The 24,111-nt window shown below is 72.2% G+C and carries 20 protein-coding genes and 2 tRNA genes; 18 read left to right on the top strand and 4 right to left on the bottom strand.

Annotated features, from left to right (window positions below):
• Nucleotides 1-47: 47 nt before the first annotated feature.
• The 3 genes from rsfS to AMK27_RS28720 all read left to right on the top strand — a co-directional run bounded on the left by rsfS (nt 48) and on the right by AMK27_RS28720 (nt 1,336).
• Entirely contained in the window at nt 48-515 is a 468-nt protein-coding gene (rsfS, locus tag AMK27_RS28710; RefSeq protein WP_073914526.1) for a ribosome silencing factor, read from the top strand.
• The gene (locus AMK27_RS28715; protein WP_073914183.1) at nt 512-1,168 is read left to right on the top strand and encodes a histidine phosphatase family protein; all 657 of its coding nucleotides are present in this window, start codon (nt 512-514) and stop codon (nt 1,166-1,168) included. The genes rsfS and AMK27_RS28715 overlap by 4 nt, the downstream gene beginning before the upstream one ends.
• Before the next feature lie 95 nt (nt 1,169-1,263).
• Nucleotides 1,264-1,336 (top strand) — tRNA-Ala (locus AMK27_RS28720).
• Nucleotides 1,337-1,449: 113 nt separating this feature from the next.
• Here AMK27_RS28720 and AMK27_RS28725 read toward each other — a convergent pair.
• Nucleotides 1,450-2,334 carry a helix-turn-helix transcriptional regulator gene (locus AMK27_RS28725; RefSeq protein ID WP_073914188.1) on the bottom strand — a complete coding sequence of 295 codons (885 nt, stop codon included), beginning with the start codon at nt 2,332-2,334 and terminating at the stop codon, nt 1,450-1,452.
• A gap of 101 nt (nt 2,335-2,435) precedes the next feature.
• On the opposite strand from AMK27_RS28725, the gene AMK27_RS28730 reads away from it, so the two are divergent.
• Both AMK27_RS28730 and AMK27_RS28735 read left to right on the top strand, forming a co-directional pair.
• Nucleotides 2,436-3,899 carry an MFS transporter gene (locus AMK27_RS28730; protein ID WP_198955951.1) on the top strand — a complete coding sequence of 488 codons (1,464 nt, stop codon included), beginning with the start codon at nt 2,436-2,438 and terminating at the stop codon, nt 3,897-3,899.
• 137 nt (nt 3,900-4,036) lie between these two features.
• Nucleotides 4,037-4,270, top strand: a complete 234-nt coding sequence (locus AMK27_RS28735) for a hypothetical protein (protein WP_015033559.1) — start codon at nt 4,037-4,039, stop codon at nt 4,268-4,270.
• On the opposite strand, the gene AMK27_RS28740 is transcribed toward AMK27_RS28735, so the two are convergent.
• A complete protein-coding gene (locus tag AMK27_RS28740; RefSeq protein WP_073914197.1) occupies nt 4,249-5,469 on the bottom strand; it encodes a glycosyltransferase 87 family protein in 1,221 nt (406 codons plus the stop codon). The genes AMK27_RS28735 and AMK27_RS28740 overlap by 22 nt on opposite strands.
• Nucleotides 5,470-5,590: 121 nt before the next feature.
• Between AMK27_RS28740 and AMK27_RS28745 the strand changes: the two genes are divergently transcribed.
• From AMK27_RS28745 to AMK27_RS28790, 10 genes are all read left to right on the top strand, one after another.
• Nucleotides 5,591-5,663, top strand: a tRNA-Ala gene (locus AMK27_RS28745).
• A gap of 352 nt (nt 5,664-6,015) precedes the next feature.
• Nucleotides 6,016-8,889: a leucine--tRNA ligase gene (gene leuS / locus AMK27_RS28750; protein WP_073914201.1), complete on the top strand. Its 2,874-nt coding sequence runs from the start codon at nt 6,016-6,018 to the stop codon at nt 8,887-8,889.
• Nucleotides 8,890-9,011: 122 nt separating this feature from the next.
• Nucleotides 9,012-9,809 carry a hypothetical protein gene (locus AMK27_RS28755; RefSeq protein ID WP_073914205.1) on the top strand — a complete coding sequence of 266 codons (798 nt, stop codon included), beginning with the start codon at nt 9,012-9,014 and terminating at the stop codon, nt 9,807-9,809.
• Between the two features lie 151 nt (nt 9,810-9,960).
• Complete coding sequence (locus AMK27_RS28760) at nt 9,961-10,806, top strand: DegV family protein (protein ID WP_073914209.1); 846 nt, start codon at nt 9,961-9,963, stop codon at nt 10,804-10,806.
• A 517-nt stretch (nt 10,807-11,323) separates the two neighbouring features.
• Complete coding sequence (locus tag AMK27_RS28765; protein WP_338014341.1) at nt 11,324-12,043, top strand: ComEA family DNA-binding protein; 720 nt, start codon at nt 11,324-11,326, stop codon at nt 12,041-12,043.
• Nucleotides 12,040-14,655 carry a ComEC/Rec2 family competence protein gene (locus AMK27_RS28770; protein WP_445194881.1) on the top strand — a complete coding sequence of 872 codons (2,616 nt, stop codon included), beginning with the start codon at nt 12,040-12,042 and terminating at the stop codon, nt 14,653-14,655. Before AMK27_RS28765 ends, AMK27_RS28770 begins: the two co-directional genes overlap by 4 nt.
• A gap of 55 nt (nt 14,656-14,710) precedes the next feature.
• Nucleotides 14,711-15,334, top strand: a complete 624-nt coding sequence (locus AMK27_RS28775) for a winged helix-turn-helix domain-containing protein (RefSeq protein WP_079188618.1) — start codon at nt 14,711-14,713, stop codon at nt 15,332-15,334.
• Nucleotides 15,335-15,339: 5 nt separating this feature from the next.
• Entirely contained in the window at nt 15,340-16,623 is a 1,284-nt protein-coding gene (locus tag AMK27_RS28780; RefSeq protein WP_073914213.1) for an MFS transporter, read from the top strand.
• Nucleotides 16,624-16,640: 17 nt separating this feature from the next.
• Complete coding sequence (locus tag AMK27_RS28785; protein ID WP_073914218.1) at nt 16,641-17,486, top strand: arylamine N-acetyltransferase family protein; 846 nt, start codon at nt 16,641-16,643, stop codon at nt 17,484-17,486.
• 99 nt (nt 17,487-17,585) lie between these two features.
• Nucleotides 17,586-18,476, top strand: a complete 891-nt coding sequence (locus AMK27_RS28790) for a YceI family protein (RefSeq protein ID WP_073914223.1) — start codon at nt 17,586-17,588, stop codon at nt 18,474-18,476.
• 30 nt (nt 18,477-18,506) lie between these two features.
• On the opposite strand, the gene AMK27_RS28795 is transcribed toward AMK27_RS28790, so the two are convergent.
• On the bottom strand, nt 18,507-18,767 hold the full coding sequence (locus AMK27_RS28795; RefSeq protein WP_245389554.1) for a hypothetical protein: 261 nt from the start codon (nt 18,765-18,767) through the stop codon (nt 18,507-18,509).
• 38 nt (nt 18,768-18,805) lie between these two features.
• Between AMK27_RS28795 and holA the strand changes: the two genes are divergently transcribed.
• Entirely contained in the window at nt 18,806-19,798 is a 993-nt protein-coding gene (gene holA, locus AMK27_RS28800) for a DNA polymerase III subunit delta (RefSeq protein ID WP_073914227.1), read from the top strand.
• A 670-nt stretch (nt 19,799-20,468) separates the two neighbouring features.
• Here holA and rpsT read toward each other — a convergent pair.
• On the bottom strand, nt 20,469-20,735 hold the full coding sequence (gene rpsT / locus AMK27_RS28805) for a 30S ribosomal protein S20 (protein ID WP_030317512.1): 267 nt from the start codon (nt 20,733-20,735) through the stop codon (nt 20,469-20,471).
• A 184-nt stretch (nt 20,736-20,919) separates the two neighbouring features.
• Between rpsT and lepA the strand changes: the two genes are divergently transcribed.
• The gene (lepA, locus tag AMK27_RS28810) at nt 20,920-22,785 is read left to right on the top strand and encodes a translation elongation factor 4 (RefSeq protein ID WP_073914231.1); all 1,866 of its coding nucleotides are present in this window, start codon (nt 20,920-20,922) and stop codon (nt 22,783-22,785) included.
• A gap of 198 nt (nt 22,786-22,983) precedes the next feature.
• Nucleotides 22,984-24,111 (top strand): AMP-dependent synthetase/ligase (locus tag AMK27_RS28815; RefSeq protein WP_143204886.1); only part of this gene is annotated, 1,128 nt, incomplete at its 3' end.

Consider the following 24,111-nt stretch of genomic DNA (forward strand, 5'->3'; position numbering starts at 1 on the left):
TCCGTGAGACCCTGGAGGGGTACTGGACCGCCGACGAAAGCCTGCTTGTGACCGCCACGGATCGTTCCATCGAGCTCGTCAACGCCGCCGCTCAGGCGGCCGCCGACCGGCTCGCGCACGACATCATCGCGTACGACGTCAGCGATGTGCTGTCGATCACCGACGCCTTCCTGCTCGCCTCCGCGCCCAACGACCGCCAGGTCAAGTCGATCGTCGACGAGATCGAGGAGCGCCTCAACAAGGACCTCGGCGCCAAGCCGGTCCGCCGTGAGGGCGACCGCGACGCGCGCTGGATCCTCCTGGACTACGTCGACATCGTCGTCCACGTCCAGCACAGCGAGGAGCGCGTCTTCTACGCGCTCGAGCGCCTGTGGAAGGACTGCCCCGAGCTCGAGCTCCCCGAGGACGCGGCGAACACCCGCGGCAAGGGTGCCGAGCACGCCGCCCTGACCGGCGTCGACCTCTCCGAGCACGCCGCCGGGCTGCCCGACGGACCCGACGGTGAGCTGAGCTGAGCACCACCAAGGGCGGCACTGGCCGCCGCATCGTCCTCTGGCGCCACGGCCAGACCTCCTGGAACCTGGAGCGCCGCTTCCAGGGCTCGACCGACATCGAGCTGACGGAGGCCGGCGTCGCCCAGGCGCGCCGGGCCGCCAGGCTGCTCGCCGCGCTGAAGCCGGACGCCATCGTGGCCTCCGACCTGAAGCGGGCGGCGGCCACCGCCGCCGAGCTCGCCTCGCTCACCGGCCACACCGTCGACCACGACTCCGCGCTGCGCGAGACGTACGCGGGGGAGTGGCAGGGGCTGACCCACGACGAGATCGTCGCGCGGTACGGCGAGCAGTACTCCGCGTGGAAGCGCGGCGAGCCCGTGCGCCGGGGCGGCGGCGAACTGGAGACCGAGGTGGCCGACCGGGCCGCCCCGGTGGTCCTGGAGCACGCCGACAAGCTTCCGGAGGACGGCGGCACGCTCGTCGTGGTCAGCCACGGCGGCACGATCCGCACCACGATCGGCCGGCTCCTCGGGCTGGAGTCCCAGCACTGGGAGAGCCTGGGCGGCCTCTCGAACTGCTGCTGGTCGGTCCTCGGCGAGGGCGCGCGCGGCTGGCGTCTGATGGAGCACAACGCGGGCACGCTGCCCGAGCCGGTCCTCGGCGACGACGACTGAGCCCCACGACCGGCCTGCCGGACCCGGATTTCACTTTCCGGCAGGTCACAGGCTAAAGTTCTTCTTGTTCGCAGCGCAGAGCGCGAAGAACACGAGGGGCTATAGCTCAGTTGGTAGAGCGCCTGCATGGCATGCAGGAGGTCAGGAGTTCAATTCTCCTTAGCTCCACAATCACCGGATCCCGTCCCCAGCAGGGGGCGGGATTCGTCGTTCCCGGGCCGTCGTTCCCGGGCCGTCCGGTCCATGCGGTCCGTCCGCCCCGACGGCGGCGTCGGCCCGCTCTACGGGGTCCGTCGCCCTGTCATCTCCCGCAGGGACGCGAGCGCGTGGCGGCTCTCCTCGTCGTTCGGCGTGTAGGCCACGATCCGGCACTCCGGCATCCCGTTGACCGAGAGGGAGACCGAGGTCAGCCGGATCTCGCCGGTCCGCGCGTGCCGGAAGGTCTTCACCCGCGTCCCCGGCGGGACCACGTCGCCGCTGCGCCACAGCCGGGCGAACTCCGAGCTGGCCTCCGCCAGTGCCCGTACGAACTCCTCCCAGGCCGGCTCGCCGACATGGCGGCCGTACGCGCCGCGCAGCTGGGCCACCATCAGCGGCAGCTCCCGCTTCCGGTCGACCACCGGGCAGGTGGGCCCGGTGTCGCTGAACAGCGCCCACAGCACGTTGCGTATGCCGAACGGGCCGGTGTCCTGGCCGCCCCTGCGCTCCTGGAAGAAGAGCAGCTCGTACATGGCGTTGGTCGCGAGCACGTCGTACCGCGCGTTGTAGAGCACCGCCGGGTGCGGGTCCAGGGCATCCAGGATGCCCTGGATCTCCGGGCTCACCACCGCCACGTCCGAGCCCGACCGCTCCGGCGCGTACGGCACCTCGGCCAGGTGGTAGAGGTGCTCGCGCTCGGGCCGGTCGAGCCGGAGCGTCCTGGCCACCGCGTCGAGCACCTGCGCCGAGGCGTTGATCGGGCGCCCCTGCTCCAGCCACGTGTACCAGGTGACGCCGACGCCGGAGAGCTGCGCGACCTCCTCGCGGCGCAGCCCCGGCGTGCGGCGGCGGAGTCCCGGGGGCATCCCCACGTCCTCCGGTGTCACCCTGGCCCTGCGGCTGCGCAGGAACGCGGCCAGCTCCGGTCGTCGGCGCCGCTGTGTCGGTACTGCTGCCACGATCGTCACACCCCCATGGTCGAGTCCCCGTGCCGCCGCTGCCAGGTGGTGCCAGTACCAGCATCGGCGGGCTCTCGTTACCCGTATCCGATCGAGGTCACGCTCGGCGTATGACCTCGACCACGACACGTCCCGTACTCAGTAAAGACGGTGGCACCGACAACCGCCCCGGACTGTTGCTCGGCGTGGTCCTCGCCGCCCAGTTCATGGCGCTGCTCGACGTCTTCATCGTCAACGTCGCCGCGCCCACGATCCGTGTCGAGCTCTCCGCGTCCGGAGCCGCGCTCCAGCTCGTCGTCGCCGGATACACCATCGCCTACGCGGTGTTGCTGATCACCGGTGCCCGGCTGGGCGCCCTCGTCGGGCACCGCCGGATGTACCTCGGCGGACTCGCCCTCTTCACCGCGGCCTCCCTCGCCTGCGGACTCGCGGCCGGAACAGGCCAGTTGATCGCCTTCCGGCTCGCGCAGGGCGCGGGCGCCGCCCTGATGATCCCTCAGATCCTGAGCCTCATCCAGCGCGAGTTCACCGGCGAGCGCCGCACGAAGGCGCTCAGCGCCTACTCCGCGGTCCTGGCCACCGGCGCCGCCGCCGGACAGGTCGTCGGCGGGATCCTGGTGAGCGCCGACCTCTTCGGCACCGGCTGGCGGCCCGTCTTCCTCGTCAACGTCCCGATCGGCATCGCCCTGCTCGTGCTCGGCGCCCGGGTCCTGCCCCGCGACGCCCGGACCGGGGCCACGCGGGCGCGTGATGCCCGGACCGGGGCCACGCGGGCGCGTGCCCTCGATCTGCCCGGCCTCGTCCTGCTCGCCGGCGCCGTGTCCCTGCTGACCGTCCCCCTGGTCCTCGGCCAGGAGCAGGACTGGCCCCTGTGGTCCTGGCTGTCGCTCGGCGGCTCCCTCGTGCTCCTCGCCCTCTTCGGGGCGTACGAGTCGCGGCTGGCCCGGCGCGGCGGTGCCCCGCTCGTCGCCCCGCGCGTGCTGCGGATCCCGGGCATGGGGCGGGCGGTCCTCTGGATCGCGGTGTCGATGGGAGTCAACGCCGGCTTCCTGTTCACCCTCACCCTGCATCTGCAGGGCGGGCTCGGGCACAGCGCACTGCGCGCCGGGCTCACCTTCGGTCCCGCCGCCGTCGTCTTCGGCATCGTCGGACTGACCTGGCGGCGCCGGCCGGCCCGGCTCCACCGCGCACTGATCCCGGGCGGGTTCCTGCTCGCCGCCGCGGGAGCCCTCGGCGTCGGCGGTCTGCTCGCGGACGGCGGTACGGGCGGCTGGGGGCTCTATCCGGCCCTCGGGGCGCTCGGCGCCGGGATCTCGCTGGCCTTCAGCCCCGCCCTCACCGGCGCGTTGGCCACCGTACGGCCGGAGGACGCGGCCGACGCGAGCGGGCTGCTCGCCACCGTCACCCAGCTCGGCCAGCTCATCGGGGTCGCCGCGTTCGGGACCCTGTTCCTCGCCGCAGCGGACGGCTCCGGAGCGCAGAACTCCGCCGACGCGCTGCGGACGACCATGATCGCCCTGTCCGTCACCGCCCTCGCCGGCGCGATGGCCGGACCGTGGCGTCGAGCACGCTGACCCCCTTGCGGGGCCATGGCAGAATCGGACGGCCGGAGGGGGACGAGGATCCGGACGGGAGGGTGGCCCAAGTGCTCGGCGACAACGGCGGGGTGTCCTATGGGTGCACGGCCTGCGGCCACAGCTGGAGCTGACTGATGGGTGCACACAGGCGGAAATGCGACTGGTGCGGCAGCGGCACGCCCATCGTGCGGGACATGGACCCCGTCAACCCGGGGTTCCAGTACTGGTGCGAGGAGTGCGCGCGGGCGCTGATCATAAAAGGCGACCCCATCGAGACGTACCGCGAGCTCGAGGGGGAGCCGATCTACGGCCGGCTCCTCGACGAGCACTGCACCCTCAAGCGCTTCTACTCCTTCGCCACGGCCTGACGCCGCAGCGTCAGCACGTACCCCACGAGCAGGGCCGCGGTCGTCAGCGGATAGATCGCGGACAGCACCATCTGCCCCGCGTTCTGGTCCAGTTCCGGCCGGCCCGGGTCGTGCGGGACCCACCACAGCGCGAACGAGGCGAAGGCCAGGGCCACCGCCCCCGTTACCGGCCACGCGCGCGTGGCGCGGTCCGCGATCAGGATCAGCAGGGGCACGCACCAGACCCAGTGGTGGGACCAGGAGATCGGGCTGATCATCAGCGCCGTGAACGCACAGACGACCACCGCCACCGCCTTGTCCCCGCGCACCGCCGCCCGCACCGCGAGGACCATCGCCAGGCCGCCCAGGACGGCCGCGGTCACCGCCCACCACATGCCCGGGTCGTCGGTGTGCATCAGCCGGGCCAGGACGCCGCGGATCGACTGGTTGGCGGTCTCCTCCGCGAAGCCCACCCGGCCGGTCTCGAACAGCGTCTCCGTCCAGAACCGCTTCGAGTCCGCCGGCAGCACGAGCGCCACGGCCAGCGTCGTCCCCAGGAACACCCCGGTCGCCGTCACCGCCGTGCGCAGCCAGCTGTTCCAGCCCCGGTCCCGGCGCCACAGCAGCACGCCCGCGACGAGCAGCAGGACCACGAAGAGCCCCGGTGTGAGCTTCACCGCGGTCGCCAGGCCGATGCCCAGGCCGGCCCAGCGGCTGTCCCGGCGCCGGGTGAGGTCCCAGAGGACCGCCACCGCTATGAGCAGGTTGATCTGGCCGTACCGCAGGGTCGTCCACACCGGCTCGCACCAGACCACCACCGCGGCGACCCACAGGGTCGTGCGCCACAGGTCCGTACGCGACAGCGTGGGGCGGACCAGCTGGAGCGACAGCTGCACCAGCGCGACCACCAGGAGCAGGTTCCCCGCGGTGGCGAGCGTCCGCATCACGGGGACGCTCACCAGGGTCAGCGGAACGAACAGCAGGGCCGCGAAGGGCGGGTAGGTCATGCCGAGGTTCGCCGAGGTCGCGCGCATCGCGTAGAGATCGCCGCCCGCCCGGACCGTCTCGCCCTCCGCCCGGTAGACCATCACGTCGAGCATGTTCACGTGGGCGAGGCGTTGCGCCACCCAGAAGGCCACGAACGAGAGCAGGCAGATCGCCGCGGCGGTGGCCAGGGGCCAGGGCCGGGCGCGGGTCTTGGAGAGCACGGAGACGGACACAGTCGGCGACCCTACCCGGCAGGTCAGGAGGGCCCGGAGAATCGATTTGGAGATCTGCCGGGAAGCCGGTTAATGTTCTGTCTGTCGCCGCGAGGGAAACCGAAACGGAGACGGAAAGCAAGGGGCTATAGCTCAGTTGGTAGAGCGCCTGCATGGCATGCAGGAGGTCAGGAGTTCAATTCTCCTTAGCTCCACAGAAAAGAAGCGGGTCACCCGGATCGGGTGGCCCGCTTCTTCGTTGTCCGGCTTCTTCGTCGTCGCCCCGCGTTCGTCGTCCCGCTTCTGCGGCCGGCCTCCGGGCCTTCGCCCGGCCTCACCTGCCGCGACTCCGCTCCGTGGAACGTCGGTGCGGCCCGCTCGGGCCCTGCGGTACCCTGGCGCCATGCGTGCCGTACGCCTTCTGCTTACCGAGCCGCGCTGATCAGTCCCGGCGGATGACAGACATCCGCCGGAGTCGGCGCGGCGTCCCCTCCTGTGCGAGGGGCTTTTTCATTTCACGGCAGTCCGTGGCAGTGGGCAGAGACGATCGATGGAGCTTCAAGGACCATGACCGAGATCAATACGGCCGCCGAGACGGCGGCCCCGCATCGCTACACGGCGGCCATGGCCGCCGACATCGAGGCACGCTGGCAGGACTTCTGGGACGCCGAGGGCACGTACGAGGCCCCGAACCCCACCGGTGACCTGGCGGGCGACCCCGCCATCGCCGCGCGGCCCAAGAAGTTCATCATGGACATGTTCCCGTACCCCTCGGGTGCGGGCCTGCACGTCGGCCACCCGCTCGGCTACATCGCCACGGACGTCTTCGCCCGCCACGCGCGCATGACCGGCCACAACGTGCTGCACACCCTGGGCTTCGACGCCTTCGGCCTGCCGGCCGAGCAGTACGCCGTGCAGACGGGCACGCACCCGCGTGTGTCCACCGAGGCCAACATGGAGAACATGAAGGTCCAGCTGCGCCGGCTGGGCCTGGGCCACGACAAGCGCCGGTCGTTCGCCACGATCGACCCCGAGTACTACAAGTGGACCCAGTGGATCTTCCTGCAGATCTTCAACTCCTGGTACGACGACGAGGCCGGCAAGGCCCGTCCGATCGCCGAGCTGATCGCGCAGTTCGAGAACGGCACGCGTGAGGTTCCCGGCACCACGCGCGCGTGGAGCGAGCTGACCGCCGCCGAGCGCTCCGACGTCCTGGGCGAGTACCGCCTGGCCTACGCCTCCGACGCGCCCGTCAACTGGTGCCCCGGCCTGGGCACGGTCCTGGCCAACGAGGAGGTCACCGCCGACGGCCGCTCCGAGCGCGGCAACTTCCCCGTCTTCAAGTCCAAGCTGCGCCAGTGGAACATGCGGATCACCGCCTACGCGGACCGCCTGCTCGACGACCTGGACGCACTGGACTGGCCCGAGGCCATCAAGCTGCAGCAGCGGAACTGGATCGGCCGCTCCGAGGGCGCCCGTGTCGACTTCCAGGTCGGCGACACCGGTGCCATCACCGTCTTCACCACCCGCCAGGACACCCTGTTCGGCGCCACGTACATGGTCCTGGCGCCCGAGCACGACCTGGTCGAGAAGATCGTCCCGGCCACCTGGCCCGAGGGCACCCACGACGTGTGGACCGGCGGACACGCCACCCCGTCCGAGGCCGTCGACGCCTACCGCAAGCAGGCCGCCTCCAAGTCCGACGTCGAGCGGCAGGCCGACGCCAAGGAGAAGACCGGCGTCTTCACCGGCGCGTACGCGACCAACCCGGTCAGCGGCGAGCAGGTCCCGGTCTTCATCGCCGACTACGTCCTGATGGGCTACGGCACCGGCGCCATCATGGCCGTCCCCGCTCACGACAGCCGCGACTTCGCCTTCGCGCGCGCCTTCGAGCTGCCGATGCGCTGCGTCGTCGAGCCGAGCGACGACCGCGGCACCGACCCGTCGACCTGGGACGAGGCCTTCTCCTCGTACGAGGCCAAGCTGGTCAACTCCTCCAACGAGGACGTGGCGCTCGACGGCCTGGGCGTCGTCGACGCCAAGGCGAGGATCACCGACTGGCTGGCCGAGCGCGGCATCGGCGAGGGCACCGTCAACTTCCGGCTGCGCGACTGGCTGTTCAGCCGCCAGCGCTACTGGGGCGAGCCCTTCCCGATCGTCTACGACGAGGACGGCGTCGCCCACTCGCTGCCCGAGTCGATGCTGCCGCTGGAGCTGCCGGAGGTCGAGGACTACTCGCCGCGCACCTTCGACCCGAACGACGCGGACACCCAGCCGGAGACGCCGCTGTCCCGCAACGAGGACTGGGTCAACGTCACCCTGGACCTCGGTGACGGCGCCGGCCCGCGCGCGTACCGCCGCGAGACCAACACCATGCCCAACTGGGCCGGTTCCTGCTGGTACGAGCTGCGCTACCTGGACCCGCGCAACACCGAGCAGCTGGTCGACCCCGCCGTCGAGCAGTACTGGATGGGCCCGCGCGAGGGCATGCCCACCGGCGGCGTCGACCTGTACGTCGGTGGCGCCGAGCACGCCGTGCTGCACCTGCTGTACGCGCGCTTCTGGTCGAAGATGCTGTTCGACCTGGGCCACATCTCCTCGGCCGAGCCGTTCCACAAGCTCTACAACCAGGGCATGATCCAGGCCTTCGTCTACCGCGACGCGCGCGGCATCGCCGTCCCGGCGGCCGAGGTCGAGGAGCGCGACGGCGGCTTCTGGTACCAGGGCGAGAAGGTCAGCCGCGTCCTGGGCAAGATGGGCAAGTCCCTGAAGAACGCCGTGACGCCGGACGAGATCTGCTCCGAGTACGGCGCCGACACCCTGCGCCTGTACGAGATGGCGATGGGCCCGCTGGACGTGTCGCGCCCCTGGGACACGCGCGCGGTGATCGGCCAGTACCGGCTGCTGCAGCGGCTGTGGCGCAACATCGTCGACGAGTCGACCGGTGAGGTCACCGTCGTCGACGCTCCGGCCGACGAGGACACGCTGCGCGCCCTGCACAAGGCGATCGACGGCGTCGGCCAGGACATGGTCGCGATGCGCTTCAACACCGCCATCGCCAAGATCACCGAGCTGAACAACCACCTGACGAAGTCCGGTGGCGTGCTCTCCCGGCCGGTCGCCGAGCAGCTGGTGCTGCTGGTCGCCCCGCTGGCCCCGCACATCGCGGAGGAGCTGTGGCGCCGACTGGGCCACAGCGACTCGGTGGTCCACCAGGGCTTCCCGGTCGCCGACCCGGCGTACGTCGTCGACGAGACCGTGACCTGCGTCGTGCAGATCAAGGGCAAGGTCAAGGCCCGCCTGGAGGTCTCCCCGTCGATCACCGACGCGGAGCTGGAGACGCTGGCCCTGGCCGACCCGCACGTGGTCGCCGCGCTGGGCGGTGCCGAGATCCGCAAGGTGATCGTGCGGGCGCCGAAGCTGGTCAACATCGTCGCCTGACGCACATAGGGATGTCCCCTACGGGCAGGTTGGGGGTTCCGATGGAACCCCTGGCCTGCCCGTTCCGTTTACCGTGGAGGAACCACATCCGTGGGGACCGGACGGACGCCGGAGGGGCGAGCATGGAAGCCGAAGCCGCGATTATCACGATCATGGCGCTGCTCTTCTTGTCCTTCGTGGCGCTGGGGGTCTACGCCACGGTGAAGGCGGCCAAGGCCGCCAAGCGCGGCGTCGACCGCACCATCGACCAGGCCCGGCGCACCGTCGAGGACACGACCCTGCGGGCCAAGAGCTACGGCCAGGCCGGGACGGCGGGCGAGCTGGCCCGGCTGCGGCTCTCGCTGCGCACCTCGATGCGAGCCACCCAGGAGGCCCTGCAGGCCGGGGTCGGCGAGGACGCCTCGCTGAAGGAGTCGCTGGAGCTGTTCCACCGGCTCAGCGCGCACGGGCTCGAACTGGACGAGGACATGAAGCGGATCGAGCGGGAGCCCGACCGCGCCTGGGTCGCCGGCCAGCTCCCCGAACTCACCGCGCGGACCGAGCGGATCACCAGCTCGGCGGACGCGCTGCGCCGCGCCGCCCGTGAGCGTGCCCTCAGGTTCGCCGAGGACGACCTGTCGTCGCTCAGCGCCCAGATCGACGTCGAGGCGGGTGCGCTGCGGCACTGGACGACCACGGGTCCGGAGACGGCCTACGGGGCGGCGGGGACGTCGGCGACCGGCGGCACGTCGGGGAGCACCGGCACGTCGGGCACGGTGCCCGGGGCGGCCTCCGGGAGCTCGGTGCCGGGCGGTCAGGGCGCCACCTCAGGGAGCCCGCGGCCGGGATCCGGCGGCGAGCAGCCCGCGATCACCGCGCCCGACCCCCGGCTGACCTCCTACCCCTGGGAGAAGTCGGCCCGCCCGGAGACCACCACCTGACGGAACCGTCACCCGACGGATCCGCGCCGACGCGGAACCGCCGACTCGGAGCCCCGGCCGGGCACCGGGCGGGACGCGCCCGGCGGTGCCGGAGCGCTCACGACGGGGGCCGGGCTGCCGTGCACCGGTCTCGGCGGGTAACCTCCCGCTCATGTCCCGGCATGTCGCGATCGTCACCGATTCCACGGCCTACCTGCCACACCAGACCAGGGAACGGCACGCCGTCACCACGGTCCCGCTGACCGTCGTCATCGGCGACCGCGCCCTCGAGGAAGGCACCGAGGTCTCGGCCAAGGCGCTCGTCGAGGCCCTGCAGAAGAAGCGGGCCGTCACCACCTCGCGGCCCAGCCCCGAGGTCTTCGCCGAGGCCTACCGCGAGGCCGCGGAGGCCGGGGCGAAGGGCGTCGTCTCCCTCCATCTCTCCGCCGAGGTCTCCGGGACCTACGACGCGGCCGTGCTCGCCGCGAAGGACGCTCCCGTGCCCGTGCGGGTCGTCGACACCCGCATGATGGGCATGGCCCTGGGCTTCTGCGCCCTCGCGGCGGCCGAGGTCGCCGAGGCCGGCGGATCGCTCGACGAGGCCGTCGCGGCCGCCGAGAAGCGTGCCGCGGGCACCTCCGCCTACTTCTACGTCGACACCCTGGACTATCTGCGCCGCGGCGGACGCATCGGGGCGGCGCAGGCGCTGCTCGGCTCCGCGCTCGCGGTGAAGCCGCTCCTCGAACTCGACGGCGGTCGGATCGAGCTGCGGGAGAAGGTGCGGACGGCCTCGAAGGCCATCGCCCGGCTCGAGGAGATCGCCGTGGAGCGCGCCGGCTCCGGCCCCGTCGACATCGCCGTGCACCACCTCTCCGCGCCCGAGCGGGCCGCCGCGCTCGCCGACCGGCTCAAGGAGCGGGTGCCCGGCGTGGCGGAGCTGCACGTCAGCGAGGTGGGAGCGGTCATCGGCGCCCACACGGGCCCGGGGCTGCTCGCGGTCGTCGTCTCGCCTCGCTGAGTCAGTAGGCGGGTCCGCTCCCTGAGGGAGAGCCGCGGGTGCATCCCCCGGAGGAGTGACGGAGTTTTCCACAATGCGGGCTCTGTCCACGGAACGTGAGTGAGTCCCGCACGGCGCCGCGGTGGTTCCTAACGTCATCGGCATGACTCTTCGTACGCGTATCTCATCGACGACTCCCGGCGCTCTCGGCACGGCGGTCGCATCGGCCAGTGGTCCCGGCAGGACACCGGGCTCCGACGGGAGGAGCCGCCCCGGGGCGCGTGGCGCGCCTTCTGGGCGGACCCGGCGGCGGACCCGGGTGAGGAGGGCCGGGGCGGTGCCGGAGGCTGCTGTGCGGCGGCGAGGGGATGAGCTGTTCCCGGCAGCGGCGTCTGTGGCAGGGGCGGGGGCGGCGGCTGAGGCGGGGGCGGACGGGGGCGCGGATCCGGGTGCGGATGCGGAGGCGGAGCGGCGGGTATCTCCGTCGGGGGTACGAGAACGGGGGTCGCCGCCCGGGGTACGGGCACGGTTCGCGGCCGTGCTGCGTGACCGGACCCCGGTGTGGGTGCAGACGCGGATCGGTCTCGAACCGAGGGCGCTGGCCGCACTGACGGTGGTGCTCGTCGTGGCCGCAGGCCTGGCGGGCGGCTACTTCTGGACGGGGCGGCCGGAGCCGGTACGGGCTCCGGAGCTCGTCCGCGCGGCGCCGGTCGCCGCCGCACCCGCGCCCGCCGCGCCCTCCGCACCTGCCGCACCGGGGGCGTCCGCCACCACGGCCGGGCCGGGGGCCGGAGCGGGTGGGGCGCGGGTGATCGTGGACGTCGGGGGCAAGGTGCGCAAGCCCGGGGTGCTGACGCTGCCTGCCGGTTCGCGCGTGGCGGACGCGTTGCGGGCCGCGGGCGGGGCGAAGCCCGGCGCCGATCTCACCGGTCTCAACCGGGCCCGGGTGCTGTTCGACGGCGAGCAGGTGCTCGTCGGGCTGCCGGGGACGCAGGTCGGAGGCTCAGGTCCCGGATCAGGTGGCGGACCGGTCCTCGGCGGTGGCTCCGGCGCGGTGGGCTCGCAGATGCCGTTGAGCCTCAACACGGCCACGGTCGAGCAGCTCGACACGCTGCCGGGCGTCGGTCCGGTTCTCGCCCGGCACATCGTCGACCATCGCGCGCAGCACGGTGGTTTCCGGTCGGTCGGGGAGCTGCGGGAGGTCAACGGCATCGGCGAGCGGCGGTTCGCCGAACTCGAACGGCTGGTGCGGCCGTGAAGACGGACGGGGCGGCCCCGGACGGGGCGGACGTGGATCAGGCGAACGTGGACGGGGCGGCCGCGGACGGGGCGGACGTGGACGGGCGGGGAGCGCGGGCGTTGTCCTGGGAGGAGGGGCCGGCCGATCTCCGGCTGGTGCCGCTCGCGGTGGCCGCGTGGGTGGCGGCGGCGGTCGCGGTGGGGGTTCCCGGGTGGTGGACGGTCGCGGGAGTCGTGGTCTGCCTGGTGGGCGGAGCTGTCCTCCTGACGCCTGCGGCGGCGCGCAGGTTCGGCGGGACCGCCCGGCCCGGCGAGGGGAACCTGGCGGCGGACGCGCCGACCGGGCGGGGCACACCCGCGTGGCGATTACGGGCGACGGCGTTCGCCGGGGTCCTGCTCTGTGCCGCCGCCGGCGCCGCGTCGGCCGGTCTGCACACGGCGGATCTGCGGCGCGGGCCGGTACCGGCCCTGGCGCGGGATTACGGGCGGGCGCAGCTGGAGGTGACGGTGACCTCGGACCCCCGGCTGACCCGGCCCCGGGTGCGGGGCAGCGAGTCGGTGCCGGTCTCCGTCGTCCTGGACGGAGAGGTGACCCGCGCCGAGCGGTCGGACGGGACGGTCCACCGGACGAGGGCTCCGGTCCTGCTGATCGTGCCGCCCGGGGAGGGGCGGGCGGAGTGGCTGCGGCTGCTGCCGTCCACGCGGTTGAGCGTCGGTGCCCGGCTCGCGCCGCCCTCGCGCCCAGGCGATCCGTTCGCGGCGGTGCTCAAGGTCGGCGGCGGGGGACCGCCCCGGATCATCGGCCCGCCGAGCGTCCTGCAGCGGACGGCGGGGGAGCTGCGCGCCGGCCTGCGGCGGGCGACCGACGGTCTCGACCCGGACGCGCGGGCCCTGTTGCCCGGCCTGGTCGTGGGGGACACCTCGCGGATCGGGTCCGAGCTGCGTGACGCCTTCGTGGCCACCGATCTCACCCATCTGCTCGCCGTCTCCGGAAGCAATCTGGCAGTCGTCCTGATTCTGCTGGTCGGCCGTCCCGGGCGGGCGCACCAGGTGGAGCGCGGGGGCCTCGCGCCCCGGCTGGGGATGTCGCTGCGGGGCACGGCGGTGGCTGGGGGAGCGCTCACGCTCGCCTTCGTCGTGGTCTGCCGGCCCGAGCCGAGTGTGCTGCGCGCCGCGGCCTGCGGGTTCGTCGTCCTGCTCGCGATCGGCACCGGCCGGCGGAGATCGCTGATCCCCGCCCTGGCCGCCGCCGTACTGCTCCTGGTGCTGTACGACCCGTGGCTCGCGCGGAGTTACGGGTTCCTGCTCTCGGTCCTCGCCACCGGGGCGCTGCTGACGGTGGCACCGCGTTGGAGCGAGGCGCTGCGTCGGCGCGGGGTGCCCGAACGTCTCGCGGAGGCGTTGGCGGCGTCGCTGGCGGCGCAGGCGGTGTGCGCTCCCGTCGTGGTGGTCTTCGCCGGCCGAGTGAGCCTGGTGGCGATCCCGGCGAATCTGTTCGCCGAGCTCGCGGTGGCACCGGCGACGGTGTTCGGCTTCGCCACGCTCGCCGCGGCGGCGGTCTGGATGCCGGCCGCGGAAGGGCTGGCGTGGGTGGCGGGGTGGCCGGCCGGGTGGATCGCGCGGGTGGCCCGTACGGGCGCCGCGCTGCCGGGTGCGGAGCTGAGCTGGCCCGGTGGGTGGTGGGGCGGGTTCGCTCTCGCCCTGGTGACCGCGGTGGTGGTGGTCGCGGCGCGCAGGCTGCCGCACCGGGGGCCGGTCGCGGGGCTCCTCGTCGTCCTGCTGCTGCTCGTGGTGGTGCGGCCGGTGCCGCTGACGCGGTGGGCCACCGGATGGCCGCCGCGGGGCTGGGTGTTCGCGATGTGCCAGGTGGGGCAGGGGGACGCGACGGTCCTCGCGGCGGGCGGGGACGCGGCCGTCGTGGTGGACGCGGGCCCCGACCCCGTACCGGTGGACCGGTGTCTGAGGGAGCTCGGGGTGCGCAGGGTGCCGTTGCTGGTGCTGACCCATTTCCACGCGGACCATGTGGCCGGGTTGCCGGGGGTGTTGCGGGGGCGGTCGGTGGGGGCGATCCAGACGACGGGGCTCGAGGAGCCGCCGGCCCAGGCGGCGTTCGTACGGCGGACGGCGGCCGCTGCGCGGGTGCCGCTGATCCGTGCGGGGGCGGGGGAGCGGCGCAGGATCGGCGGGCTGGAGTGGACCGTTCTCTGGCCGGCGGAGGACAGCGGGGCCGCCGGGGGAAGGGGGGTGGCGGCGGGCTCGGGTGGGGCGAACGACGCCAGTGTCGCGATGCTCGTCAGGGCGGCCGGTGGGCTGACGCTGCTGCTGCTCGGGGATCTGGAGCCGCCGGCCCAGCGGGGGCTGCTGCGGGCTCATCCGGGGCTCGCGCCGGTGGACGTCCTCAAGGTCGCCCACCATGGCTCCGCGCATCAGGACCCGGGGCTGATACGGGCCGTGCGGCCGCGGCTCGCGCTGGTGTCGACGGGGCGCGACAACCCGTACGGGCATCCCTCGCCCAGGACGGTGGAGTTGTTGCGGGCCGGTGGGGCGCGGGTGTTGCGGACGGACCGCGACGGGGCGATCGCGGTCGTCGGGGCGGGGCACGGGCTGATGGCCGTACCCGGGGGAGGGTGACGCGCCGATGGGGAGAACCCTTGTAAAGAAGTCTTTCTAAAGATACCTTTTCATCATGCCGGAGGAGATCATCGACCCGCAGCCCGAGGGCGAACAGCCCCGCAGCATCCGACTCACCGACCCGCGCGCCCTGCGCGCCTACGCCCACCCCCTGCGGATGACGCTGGTGGGGCTGCTGCGCGGCAGTGGGCCCTTCACCGCCACCCGGGCCGCCGAACTGACCGGCGAGTCCGTGGCCAGCTGCTCCTACCACCTGCGGATACTCGCCAAGTACGGGCTGGTGGAGGAGGCGCCGGGCGGCCGGGGGCGGGAGAAGCCCTGGCGGGCCACGGCCCGGTACACGGAGTGGCCGGAGTACAGCGAGGACCCGTCGATCGCCCAGGCGGCCGACGCGCTGAACGCCGCCGTCGTCGAGCGGTACTTCGAGCGGGTCGCCCGGGCCATGGCGAACCGGCACCGGCTGCCGAGGGAGTGGCAGGAGGCCGAGCAGTTCGGCGACTCGCTGCTCCACCTCACGCACGAGGAGCTGGCCGACCTCGGCGCGCGCGTCGAGGCGCTGTTCCGGCCCTACGAGGCGCGGTCCTCCGACCCGTCCCTCCGCCCGGAGGGCGCCAGGCCCGTCAGTGTCCTGCGGATCGCCTACCTGGATCCGGACGTCCCCGACAGCGAGAAGGAGTGAGCACGATGGCTCTCGTCGACCGTGTACCGGCGCTGCTGCGCGAGCGGACCTTCCGCCGCTACTGGACCGGGCAGACCACCTCCCTCGCCGGGGACCAGATATCCCTGATGGCGATCCCGCTCGCCGCCGTCCTCGTCCTCGGCGCCGACGCCGCGGCGATGGGCTGGCTCAAGGCCGCCGAACTCCTGCCCGCGCTCCTGCTCAACCTGCCCTTCGGGGCCTGGGCCGATCGGCAGGCCAGCCGCAGACGGGCGATGATCGGGGCCGACATCGGGCGGGCGGCGCTGGTCCTGACCCTTCCGGTGGCCTATCTGCTCGATGCGCTGACGCTGACCCAGCTGTACGTGGTGGCCTTCGGTGTCGGCGCGCTCACCGTGCTCTTCGAGGTCTGCAACACCACGCTCTTCGTGGCGCTCGTGCCCAGCGAGCGCTATGTGCAGGCGAACTCGCTGGTGAACGGCAGCCGTTCGACGGCCTGGCTGGCGGGGCCTGGGATCGGCGGACTGCTCGTGCAGTTCCTCACCGCCCCCTTCGCGCTGGTCGCGGACGCCCTCACCTACCTCGTGTCGGCCGGGTACCTGGCCCGGATCAAGCCGGTCGAACCCCCGCCGGCCCCCGTGGCCAAGGGCCACTTCACCGAAGGGCTGCGCTGGGTGGTCCGGGAGCGCTCGATGCGGGCGCTGTTCGCCGCCTCGGGCACGGTCCAGTTCTTCAACTACATGTTCCACACCCTCTTCGTCCTCTACGTGACCACCGAACTCGGCCTCGGTGCGGGGCTGCTCGGCCTGATCCTCGGAGCCGGCGCCGTGGGCGGCCTCCTCGGGGCGGTCGTCAGCGGGGCTGTCGTCCGACGGATCGGCATCGGCGGCTCGCTCGTCGCCGGCTTCCTCGGGTTCACCCTGCCGCTGGTCCTGATACCCCTGGCCGAAGGGCCGGTGGCGCTCGTGGTGTTCGTGCTCTTCGTGGCCGAGTTCCTCTCCTGCGTCGGCGTGATGATCGTCGACATCGCCGCCGGATCGTTCCAGATGGCGCTGATACCCGACGCCGTGCGGGCCCGGGTCATGGGGGCCTTCCGGACGCTCAACCACGGCTTCCGTCCGCTCGGCGCGCTCGTCGGCGGGTTTCTCGGCACCGCGATCGGGCTGCGCCCGACCCTCTGGATCGCCACCGTCGGGGCCGTCTTCGCCGTGCTGTGGGTGCTGCCCTCGCCGCTGCCGCGGATGCGGGAACTGCCCTCTCCGAAGGAGGAGTCGGAGCCCGTCGGGCAGCCGGGGGGAGCCAGCGGCTGACCGGGCAGACTGGTCGCATGACGACGCGACCGACGGCACCCGTCCCCTCCGAGCCCTTCACCCCCGCGCCGGGGGACGTCCGGGCCTATCTGCGGCGCATCGACGCGGAGCGGCCGGACCGCGCGGACACCGAGGCGCTGCGCGATCTGCATCTGCGCCATCTGCGCACCGTGCCGTTCGAGAACCTCTCGATCCACCTCGGCGAGGACATCGTCCTGGAGGAGAAGGCACTGCTCGACAAGGTGATCGGCGCGCACCGGGGAGGGTTCTGCTACGAGGTCAACACGGCGTTCGCCGTGCTGCTGCGGGGCCTCGGCTACCGGGTGTCGCTGCTCCAGGCGCGGGTCTTCGGGCCGGAGGGGAAGCCGGGCATCCCGTACGACCACATGGCGCTGCTCGTGGAGACGGCGGACGGGGAGCGCCTGCTCGCGGACGTCGGCTTCGGTGACCACAGCCACTTCCCGCTCCGCTACGAGGACCGCGGCGACCAGGCCGACCCGGGCGGTGTCTTCCGGCTCGTGGACACCGCCGAGGGGGACGTGGACGTGCTGCGGGACGGGAAGCCGCAGTACCGGGTGGAGCTCCAGCCCCGCCTCCTCGCCGACTTCACGGCCGGCGCCTGGTACCACCGGACCTCGCCCGACTCGCACTTCCCGCGCAGTCTCGTCTGCTCGCTGCTCACCGAGGAGGGCCGGATCACCCTCAGCGACCGGAAGCTGATCACGCGGGCCGGGGGCGAGCGCGAGGAGCGGATCCTCGAAGGCGACGACGAGGTGCGGGGCGCGTACCGGGATCTGTTCGGGATCGAGCTCGACGCGCTGCCGGTCGTTCGCGGCGGAATTTCCGATTCGAACCCTCGGTAACGCTTGTTCACCGCATGACCGGTTTGCGTCGAACGCTCCAGCGGTGATCGAATGCAACTTCGTTGCATAGTGAACGAGTCGCACGGGGGTGCGTGAAGAATGTTCGATCGTCTCTTCGGGAAGCGTGCGGTGGGTGTCGTGCGGGGCGGCCCGCTCGCCGGCCTCGCCGTCCCCGCCTCGGCGGGGATGCTGAGCTGCCGGGTGCTCGACCCCGTGCACGAACCGGTCCGGCAGGCCGAGTTCGTCCTCAGCGACGCCGCCGGGCGCAAGGTGATCGCCGGCGAGACCGACCCGTACGGCACGGCGCTCGCGACCGTGCCGGCGGGCGAGTACCGGCTCGCGGTCACCGCCGAGGGCTACACGCCGCACCACACCAGGGCCGTCGTCACCGAGGGCGGCCACACCGGCCTCGACGATGTGCTGCTCCAGATCGCCCCGCAGCCGCAGCTCCCCGAGCCCGGCGACTGGGAGATCGACCCGACGCACTCCCAGATCGGCTTCACCGCACGCCACATCGGGCTCGCGCGGATCCACGGCCGGTTCAACCGCTTCGCCGGAGCGGTCCGGATCGGCGACCGGGTGGAGCGCTCCGCGATGCACGTCGTCATCGACGCGGCCTCCATCGACACCGGGGTGCAGATGCGCGACGACCACCTGCGGTCGGGCGACTTCCTCGACGTCGGCGCGTACCCGACGCTGGAGTTCTCCAGCGAGCGCTTCACGCACAAGGGCGGCAGCCGTTGGGCCGTCACCGGGGCGCTCACCCTCCACGGGGTGAGCCGCACAGTCACCCTCGACACCCAGTACCTGGGCCTCGGCAGCGGCCTGGAGGGCGAGACCCGGTGCGCCTGCCGGGCCACCACCGAACTGCACCGGGAGGACTTCACCCTCACCTGGCAGACGTTGCTGGCGCGGGGGATCGCGGCGGTGGGGTCGAGCATCAGCATCGACCTGGACGTGCAGATCGTGCCCAAGGCGGGGCGGGGCTGAGGCGGGCGGTTCTCCAAGGGCGGGCTGGTCCTACGGGGCCTCCAGCCAGCCCTCGTACTCCGCCGCCAGGGAGTCGAGCGCCGTCGGGTCGAGCCTGCCGTCCGGGTCCTCGACGACCACCAGCCACTGGGCGTCCTCGGCGTCGTCCTCCCCGGCCAGGGAGTCCCGTACGAGCTGCGGTTCCTCGGCGACGCCGAAACGGTCGGGGAGTTCCCCGGCGACCTCCTCGGCGGCGTCGCGGTCGGGGAGTACCAGTACGTGTCGTTCACTCACCCCGCCATTCTCGGGCATCGCCGCACTGTCGGTGGTCCGTGGGATGCTGGACCGCGATGGCCACCAGAAAGACTTCCCCCGACGACCTCCTCGGCCCCTTGACGCTCGCCGTGGGGCAGGAGGACCTGCTCCTCGACCGTGCCGTCCAGGCGGTGGTGGCGGCCGCGCGTGCCGCCGACGCCGACACGGACGTGCGCGACCTCACGCCCGACCAGCTCCAGCCCGGTTCGCTGATGGAGCTCACCAGCCCCTCGCTGTTCGCCGAGCGCAAGGTGCTGGTCGTGCGGAACGCCCAGGATCTGTCCGCGGACACGATCAAGGACGTCAAGGCGTATCTCGAGGACCCGGTCGAGGACATCTCGCTCGTCCTGCTCCACGCCGGCGGAGCCAAGGGCAAGGGGCTGCTCGACGCGGCGCGCAAGGCGGGGGCGCGGGAGGTGGCCTGCCCGAAGACGACGAAGCCGGCGGAGCGGCTGACGTTCGTGCGGCAGGAGTTCCGGACGCTGGGGCGTTCGGCCACACCCGAGGCCTGCCAGGCGCTCGTCGACTCCATCGGCAGCGACCTGCGGGAGCTCGCGTCCGCGGTCGCGCAGCTCACGTCCGACGTGGACGGGACGATCGACGAGGCCGTCGTCGGGCGCTACTACACGGGCCGTGCCGAGGCCTCCTCCTTCAACATCGCGGACCGCGCGGTGGAGGGGCGTGCGGCGGAGGCCCTCGAAGCGCTGCGGTGGTCGCTCTCGACCGGGGTCGCGCCGGTGCTCGTCACGAGCGCGTTGGCGCAGGGCGTACGGGCGATCGGCAAGCTGTCGTCGGCCCGGGGCGGGCGGCCGGCGGATCTGGCGCGGGAGCTGGGCATGCCGCCGTGGAAGATCGACCGCGTACGGCAGCAGATGCGGGGCTGGACCCCCGACGGGGTGTCCCTCGCGCTGCGGGCGATCGCGGAGGCGGACGCGGGGGTGAAGGGCGGCGGGGACGACCCGGAGTACGCCCTGGAGAAGGCGGTGGTCGCGGTGGCTCGGGCGGCGAGGATGCGGCGGGACGGGTAGCGGGGGGGCGGTTGGGCCTTGGCCTTGGCCTGTGCCGGGCCGGGCCAGGGCGGGTGGTGCCCGCGCCCCTGCCCGTAGGGGGCTGGGCGTGCCGGGGCCCGGGGGCGGTTGTGGGTGCGGGGTGGGCGGTGGCTGGTGCCAGGGCGGATTCCCCCACCCCACCCCTTCCCGAAACCCTGCCGGGGGCTGGTGGGTGGGTAGGGGGAGAGTCCCGGGGGCTGCGCCCCCGGACCCCGCTAGGAGCTGCGCCCCCGGACCCCGCTCGGGGCTGCGCCCCCGGACCCCGCTCGGGGCTGCGCCCCGGACCCCGCTCGGGGCTGCGCCCCGGACCCCGCTCGGGGCTGCGCCCCCGGACCCCGCTCGGGGCTGCGCCCCCGGACCCCCCTCGGGGCTGCGCCCCCGGACCCCCCTCGGGGCTGCGCCCCTGACCCGCCCCGAGTCGTGCGGTGGTTGGCCGCAGTCGCTCCTACGAGTGAGGGTGGGGCGGGGCGTTTCGGGCCCGGGTACGCCGAAGGCCCCGGTCTCCTGGGGAAGGAGGGGCGGGGCCTTCGGTGTTGGAGCTGGTGGGCTCGCACCCGCGTGGCGAACGCGTCCGCGTGCGAGTCCTGGTGGCCGGGTGGGAGCGGGAGAGAGGGCCCGCTAGGTCCCGTGCGGCCGGTTACATCAGAGCTCAGCCCTGGAGAGCGGCAACCTTGGTGGCCAGCGCCGACTTCTTGTTGGCGGCGGCGTTCTTGTGGATGACGCCCTTCGAGACAGCCTTGTCGAGCGCGCGGGAGGCGGCGCGGGAAGCCACGGTGGCCTTCTCGACGTCACCCGCGGCGACGGCCTCGCGGGCCTTGCGGATCGCGGTCTTGAGCGAGGACTTGACGGCCTTGTTGCGCAGGCGCGCCTTCTCGTTCGTCTTGTTCCGCTTGATCTGGGACTTGATGTTCGCCACGAAAAGAGCCTTTACAGGTTCGATGTTCCTTCTGGATGCGTCTCGCAGGCTGAGAGGGCACACGAGACACAGCTGTCCACAGTATCAGCCACTCTCGTGCCCGCCCAAACCGGGCGCAGGGCGACGGGCATGGGACCATGGAGCCTACGTATCGATCCGACATCGCCCCGAGACGAGACCCTGCGTGCCCGCGACTCCTACCAACGTGCCCGAGCCGAGCCGTACCGACCCGGCTCTGATCCGCAACTTCTGCATCATCGCGCACATCGACCACGGCAAGTCCACGCTCGCCGACCGGATGCTCCAGCTGACCGGTGTGGTCGACCAGCGGCAGATGCGTGCCCAGTACCTCGACCGCATGGACATCGAGCGGGAGCGCGGCATCACGATCAAGTCCCAGGCGGTCCGGCTGCCGTGGGCGCCGACCGAGGGGCCGGGTCAGGGCGACACGCACATCCTGAACATGATCGACACCCCTGGGCACGTCGACTTCACCTATGAGGTGTCCCGGTCGCTGGCCGCCTGTGAGGGCACGGTCCTGCTGGTCGACGCGGCCCAGGGCATCGAGGCGCAGACGCTGGCCAACCTCTACCTGGCCATGGAGAACGACCTCACGATCGTTCCCGTGCTGAACAAGATCGACCTGCCGGCCGCCCAGCCGGAGAAGTTCTCCGAGGAGCTGGCGAACCTCATCGGCTGCCAGCCGGAGGACGTCCTCAAGGTCTCCGCGAAGACCGGTGTCGGTGTCGACGCGCTGCTCGACCGGGTCGTCCGGGACGTTCCGGCCCCGGTCGGTGTCGCCGACGCGCCCGCCCGCGCGATGATCTTCGACTCCGTGTACGACTCGTACCGCGGCGTCGTGACCTACGTGCGTGTGGTCGACGGTCAGCTCAACAAGCGCGAGCGCATCAAGATGATGTCGACCGGCGCCACCCACGAGCTGCTGGAGATCGGTGTCTCGTCTCCGGAGATGACGCCGTCCGACGGTCTCGGCGTCGGTGAGGTGGGCTACCTCATCACCGGTGTGAAGGACGTCCGCCAGTCCAAGGTCGGTGACACGATCACCTCCCTGAACAAGGGCGCCACCGAGGCCCTCGGCGGTTACAAGGACCCGAAGCCGATGGTCTTCTCGGGCCTGTACCCGCTGGACGGCTCGGAGTACCCGGACCTCCGCGAGGCCCTCGACAAGCTGCAGCTCAACGACGCCGCGCTGGTCTACGAGCCGGAGACCTCCGCCGCGCTGGGGTTCGGCTTCCGTGTCGGCTTCCTGGGGCTCCTCCACCTCGACGTGATCCGTGAGCGGCTCGAGCGCGAGTTCGGGCTCGACCTCATCGCCACCGCCCCCAACGTGGTCTACCGCGTGGTCATGGAGGACGGCAGCGAGCACACGGTCACCAACCCGAGCGAGTTCCCCGAGGGCAAGATCAACGACGTGTACGAGCCCGTCGTACGCGCCACGATCCTCGCCCCCAGCGAGTTCATCGGCGCGATCATGGAGCTGTGCCAGACGCGTCGCGGCACCCTGATCGGCATGGACTACCTCTCCGAGGACCGGGTCGAGATCCGCTACACCCTGCCCCTCGCCGAGATCGTCTTCGACTTCTTCGACCAGCTGAAGTCCAAGACGCGCGGTTACGCCTCCCTCGACTACGAGCCCACCGGCGAGCAGGCCTCCAGCCTGGTCAAGGTCGACATCCTGCTGCACGGCGACAAGGTCGACGCCTTCTCGGCCGTCACCCACAAGGACGCCGCGTACGCCTACGGTGTGCGGCTCGTCGCCAAGCTGCGCGAGCTCATCCCGAGGCAGGCCTTCGAGGTGCCGATCCAGGCCGCGATCGGCTCCCGGGTGATCGCCCGCGAGACCATTCGGGCCATCCGCAAGGACGTCCTCGCCAAGTGCTACGGCGGTGACATCTCCCGTAAGCGGAAGCTGCTCGAGAAGCAGAAGGAAGGCAAGAAGCGCATGAAGATGGTCGGCTCGGTGGAGGTGCCGCAGGAGGCCTTCATCGCCGTTCTGTCGAGCGACGAGTCCTCCGGCAAGAAGAAGTAGTCCAGGGCGCCCCAGGTAGCTGCCCTGTGCATACAACGGGTCCACGTGCCAGGTGCGCGTGGGCCCGTTCGTTATGAAGCGGCGCCCCGTAGGCCCTTACGCGCCGGACCTCGGGCCTTTACTCTGATCCCGGCTCGAAGGTTACTCGCCAGTTAGTTACGAACCGCCAGAAGGCACCGCCGCCGCCCGGAGGACGTCGTGAGCGACACACAGACCCAGATCGAGAACCGGCCGCCCTCCGTGGCGACCCTCTTCCTTGAGCGCGTCGAGCGGACTCCGGATGCGGAGGCGTACCGCTACCCGGTGCCCGCCGCCTCGGGCGCCGGCCCGGACGACTGGAAGTCGCTCAGCTGGGGGCAGGCCGCCGAGCGGGTCTACGCGATCGCCGCCGGCCTCGTCGACCTCGGCGTCGAGTCCGAGGAGCGGGTCGCCCTCGCCTCCGCCACCCGGGTCGAGTGGATCCTCGCCGACCTCGGTGTCATGTGCGCGGGCGCCGCGACCACCACGGTCTACCCGCAGACCAACGCCGAGGAGTCGGCGTTCATCCTCTCCGACTCCGAGTCGCGGGTCCTCATCGCGGAGGACGCGGCCCAGCTCGCGAAGGCCGTCGAGCGCCGCGCCGAGCTGCCGAACCTCCGCCATGTCGTCGTCATCGACGCCACCGGCGTGGAGAGCGACGGCGAGTTCGTCCTCACGCTCGCCGAGCTGGAGGCGCGCGGCAAGGGCTACCTGGAGAAGCACCCCGAGGCCGTCAAGGAGCGGGTCGCGGCGATCACGCCCACGCAGCTCGCCACCCTCATCTACACCTCGGGCACTACGGGCCGCCCCAAGGGCGTCCGCCTGCCGCACGACAACTGGTCGTACATGGCCAAGGCCATCGCCGCCACCGGCCTCGTCACCCAGGTCGACGTGCAGTACCTGTGGCTGCCGCTCGCCCACGTCTTCGGCAAGGTCCTCACCTCGGGCCAGATCGAGGTCGGTCACGTCACCGCCGTCGACGGCCGCGTCGACAAGATCATCGAGAACCTGCCGGTCGTCCAGCCGACCTACATGGCGGCCGTGCCCCGCATCTTCGAGAAGGTCTACAACGGCGTCGCCGCCAAGGCCCGCGCGGCCGGCGGAGCCAAGTACAAGATCTTCCAGTGGGCGGCCGGGGTCTCCCGCGAGTACGCCAAGGCCAGCCAGGACAACTTCCGCCGCACCGGGACCGCCTCCGCGCCCTTCGGCCTCACCGCCAAGCACAAGGTCGCCGACGCCCTCGTCTACGCCAAGATCCGTGAGGCCTTCGGCGGCAACCTGCGCGCGTGCATCTCCGGATCCGCCGCG

The sequence above is a fragment of the Streptomyces sp. CB02009 genome (assembly GCF_001905825.1).
Taxonomy (GTDB): Bacteria; Actinomycetota; Actinomycetes; order Streptomycetales; family Streptomycetaceae; genus Streptomyces.

Excerpts from the sequence above, each read along its gene's own strand:
- AMK27_RS28780 (WP_073914213.1), top strand. The coding sequence starts at position 15,340 with ATGGCTCTCGTCGACCGTGTACCGGCGCTGCTGCGCGAGCGGACCTTC.
- AMK27_RS28790 (WP_073914223.1), top strand. The coding sequence starts at position 17,586 with ATGTTCGATCGTCTCTTCGGGAAGCGTGCGGTGGGTGTCGTGCGGGGC.
- AMK27_RS28795 (WP_245389554.1), bottom strand. The coding sequence starts at position 18,767 with ATGCCCGAGAATGGCGGGGTGAGTGAACGACACGTACTGGTACTCCCC.
- AMK27_RS28775 (WP_079188618.1), top strand. The coding sequence starts at position 14,711 with ATGCCGGAGGAGATCATCGACCCGCAGCCCGAGGGCGAACAGCCCCGC.
- AMK27_RS28730 (WP_198955951.1), top strand. The coding sequence starts at position 2,436 with ATGACCTCGACCACGACACGTCCCGTACTCAGTAAAGACGGTGGCACC.
- AMK27_RS28785 (WP_073914218.1), top strand. The coding sequence starts at position 16,641 with ATGACGACGCGACCGACGGCACCCGTCCCCTCCGAGCCCTTCACCCCC.
- AMK27_RS28735 (WP_015033559.1), top strand. The coding sequence starts at position 4,037 with ATGGGTGCACACAGGCGGAAATGCGACTGGTGCGGCAGCGGCACGCCC.
- AMK27_RS28760 (WP_073914209.1), top strand. The coding sequence starts at position 9,961 with ATGTCCCGGCATGTCGCGATCGTCACCGATTCCACGGCCTACCTGCCA.
- AMK27_RS28755 (WP_073914205.1), top strand. The coding sequence starts at position 9,012 with ATGGAAGCCGAAGCCGCGATTATCACGATCATGGCGCTGCTCTTCTTG.
- leuS (WP_073914201.1), top strand. The coding sequence starts at position 6,016 with ATGACCGAGATCAATACGGCCGCCGAGACGGCGGCCCCGCATCGCTAC.
- holA (WP_073914227.1), top strand. The coding sequence starts at position 18,806 with ATGGCCACCAGAAAGACTTCCCCCGACGACCTCCTCGGCCCCTTGACG.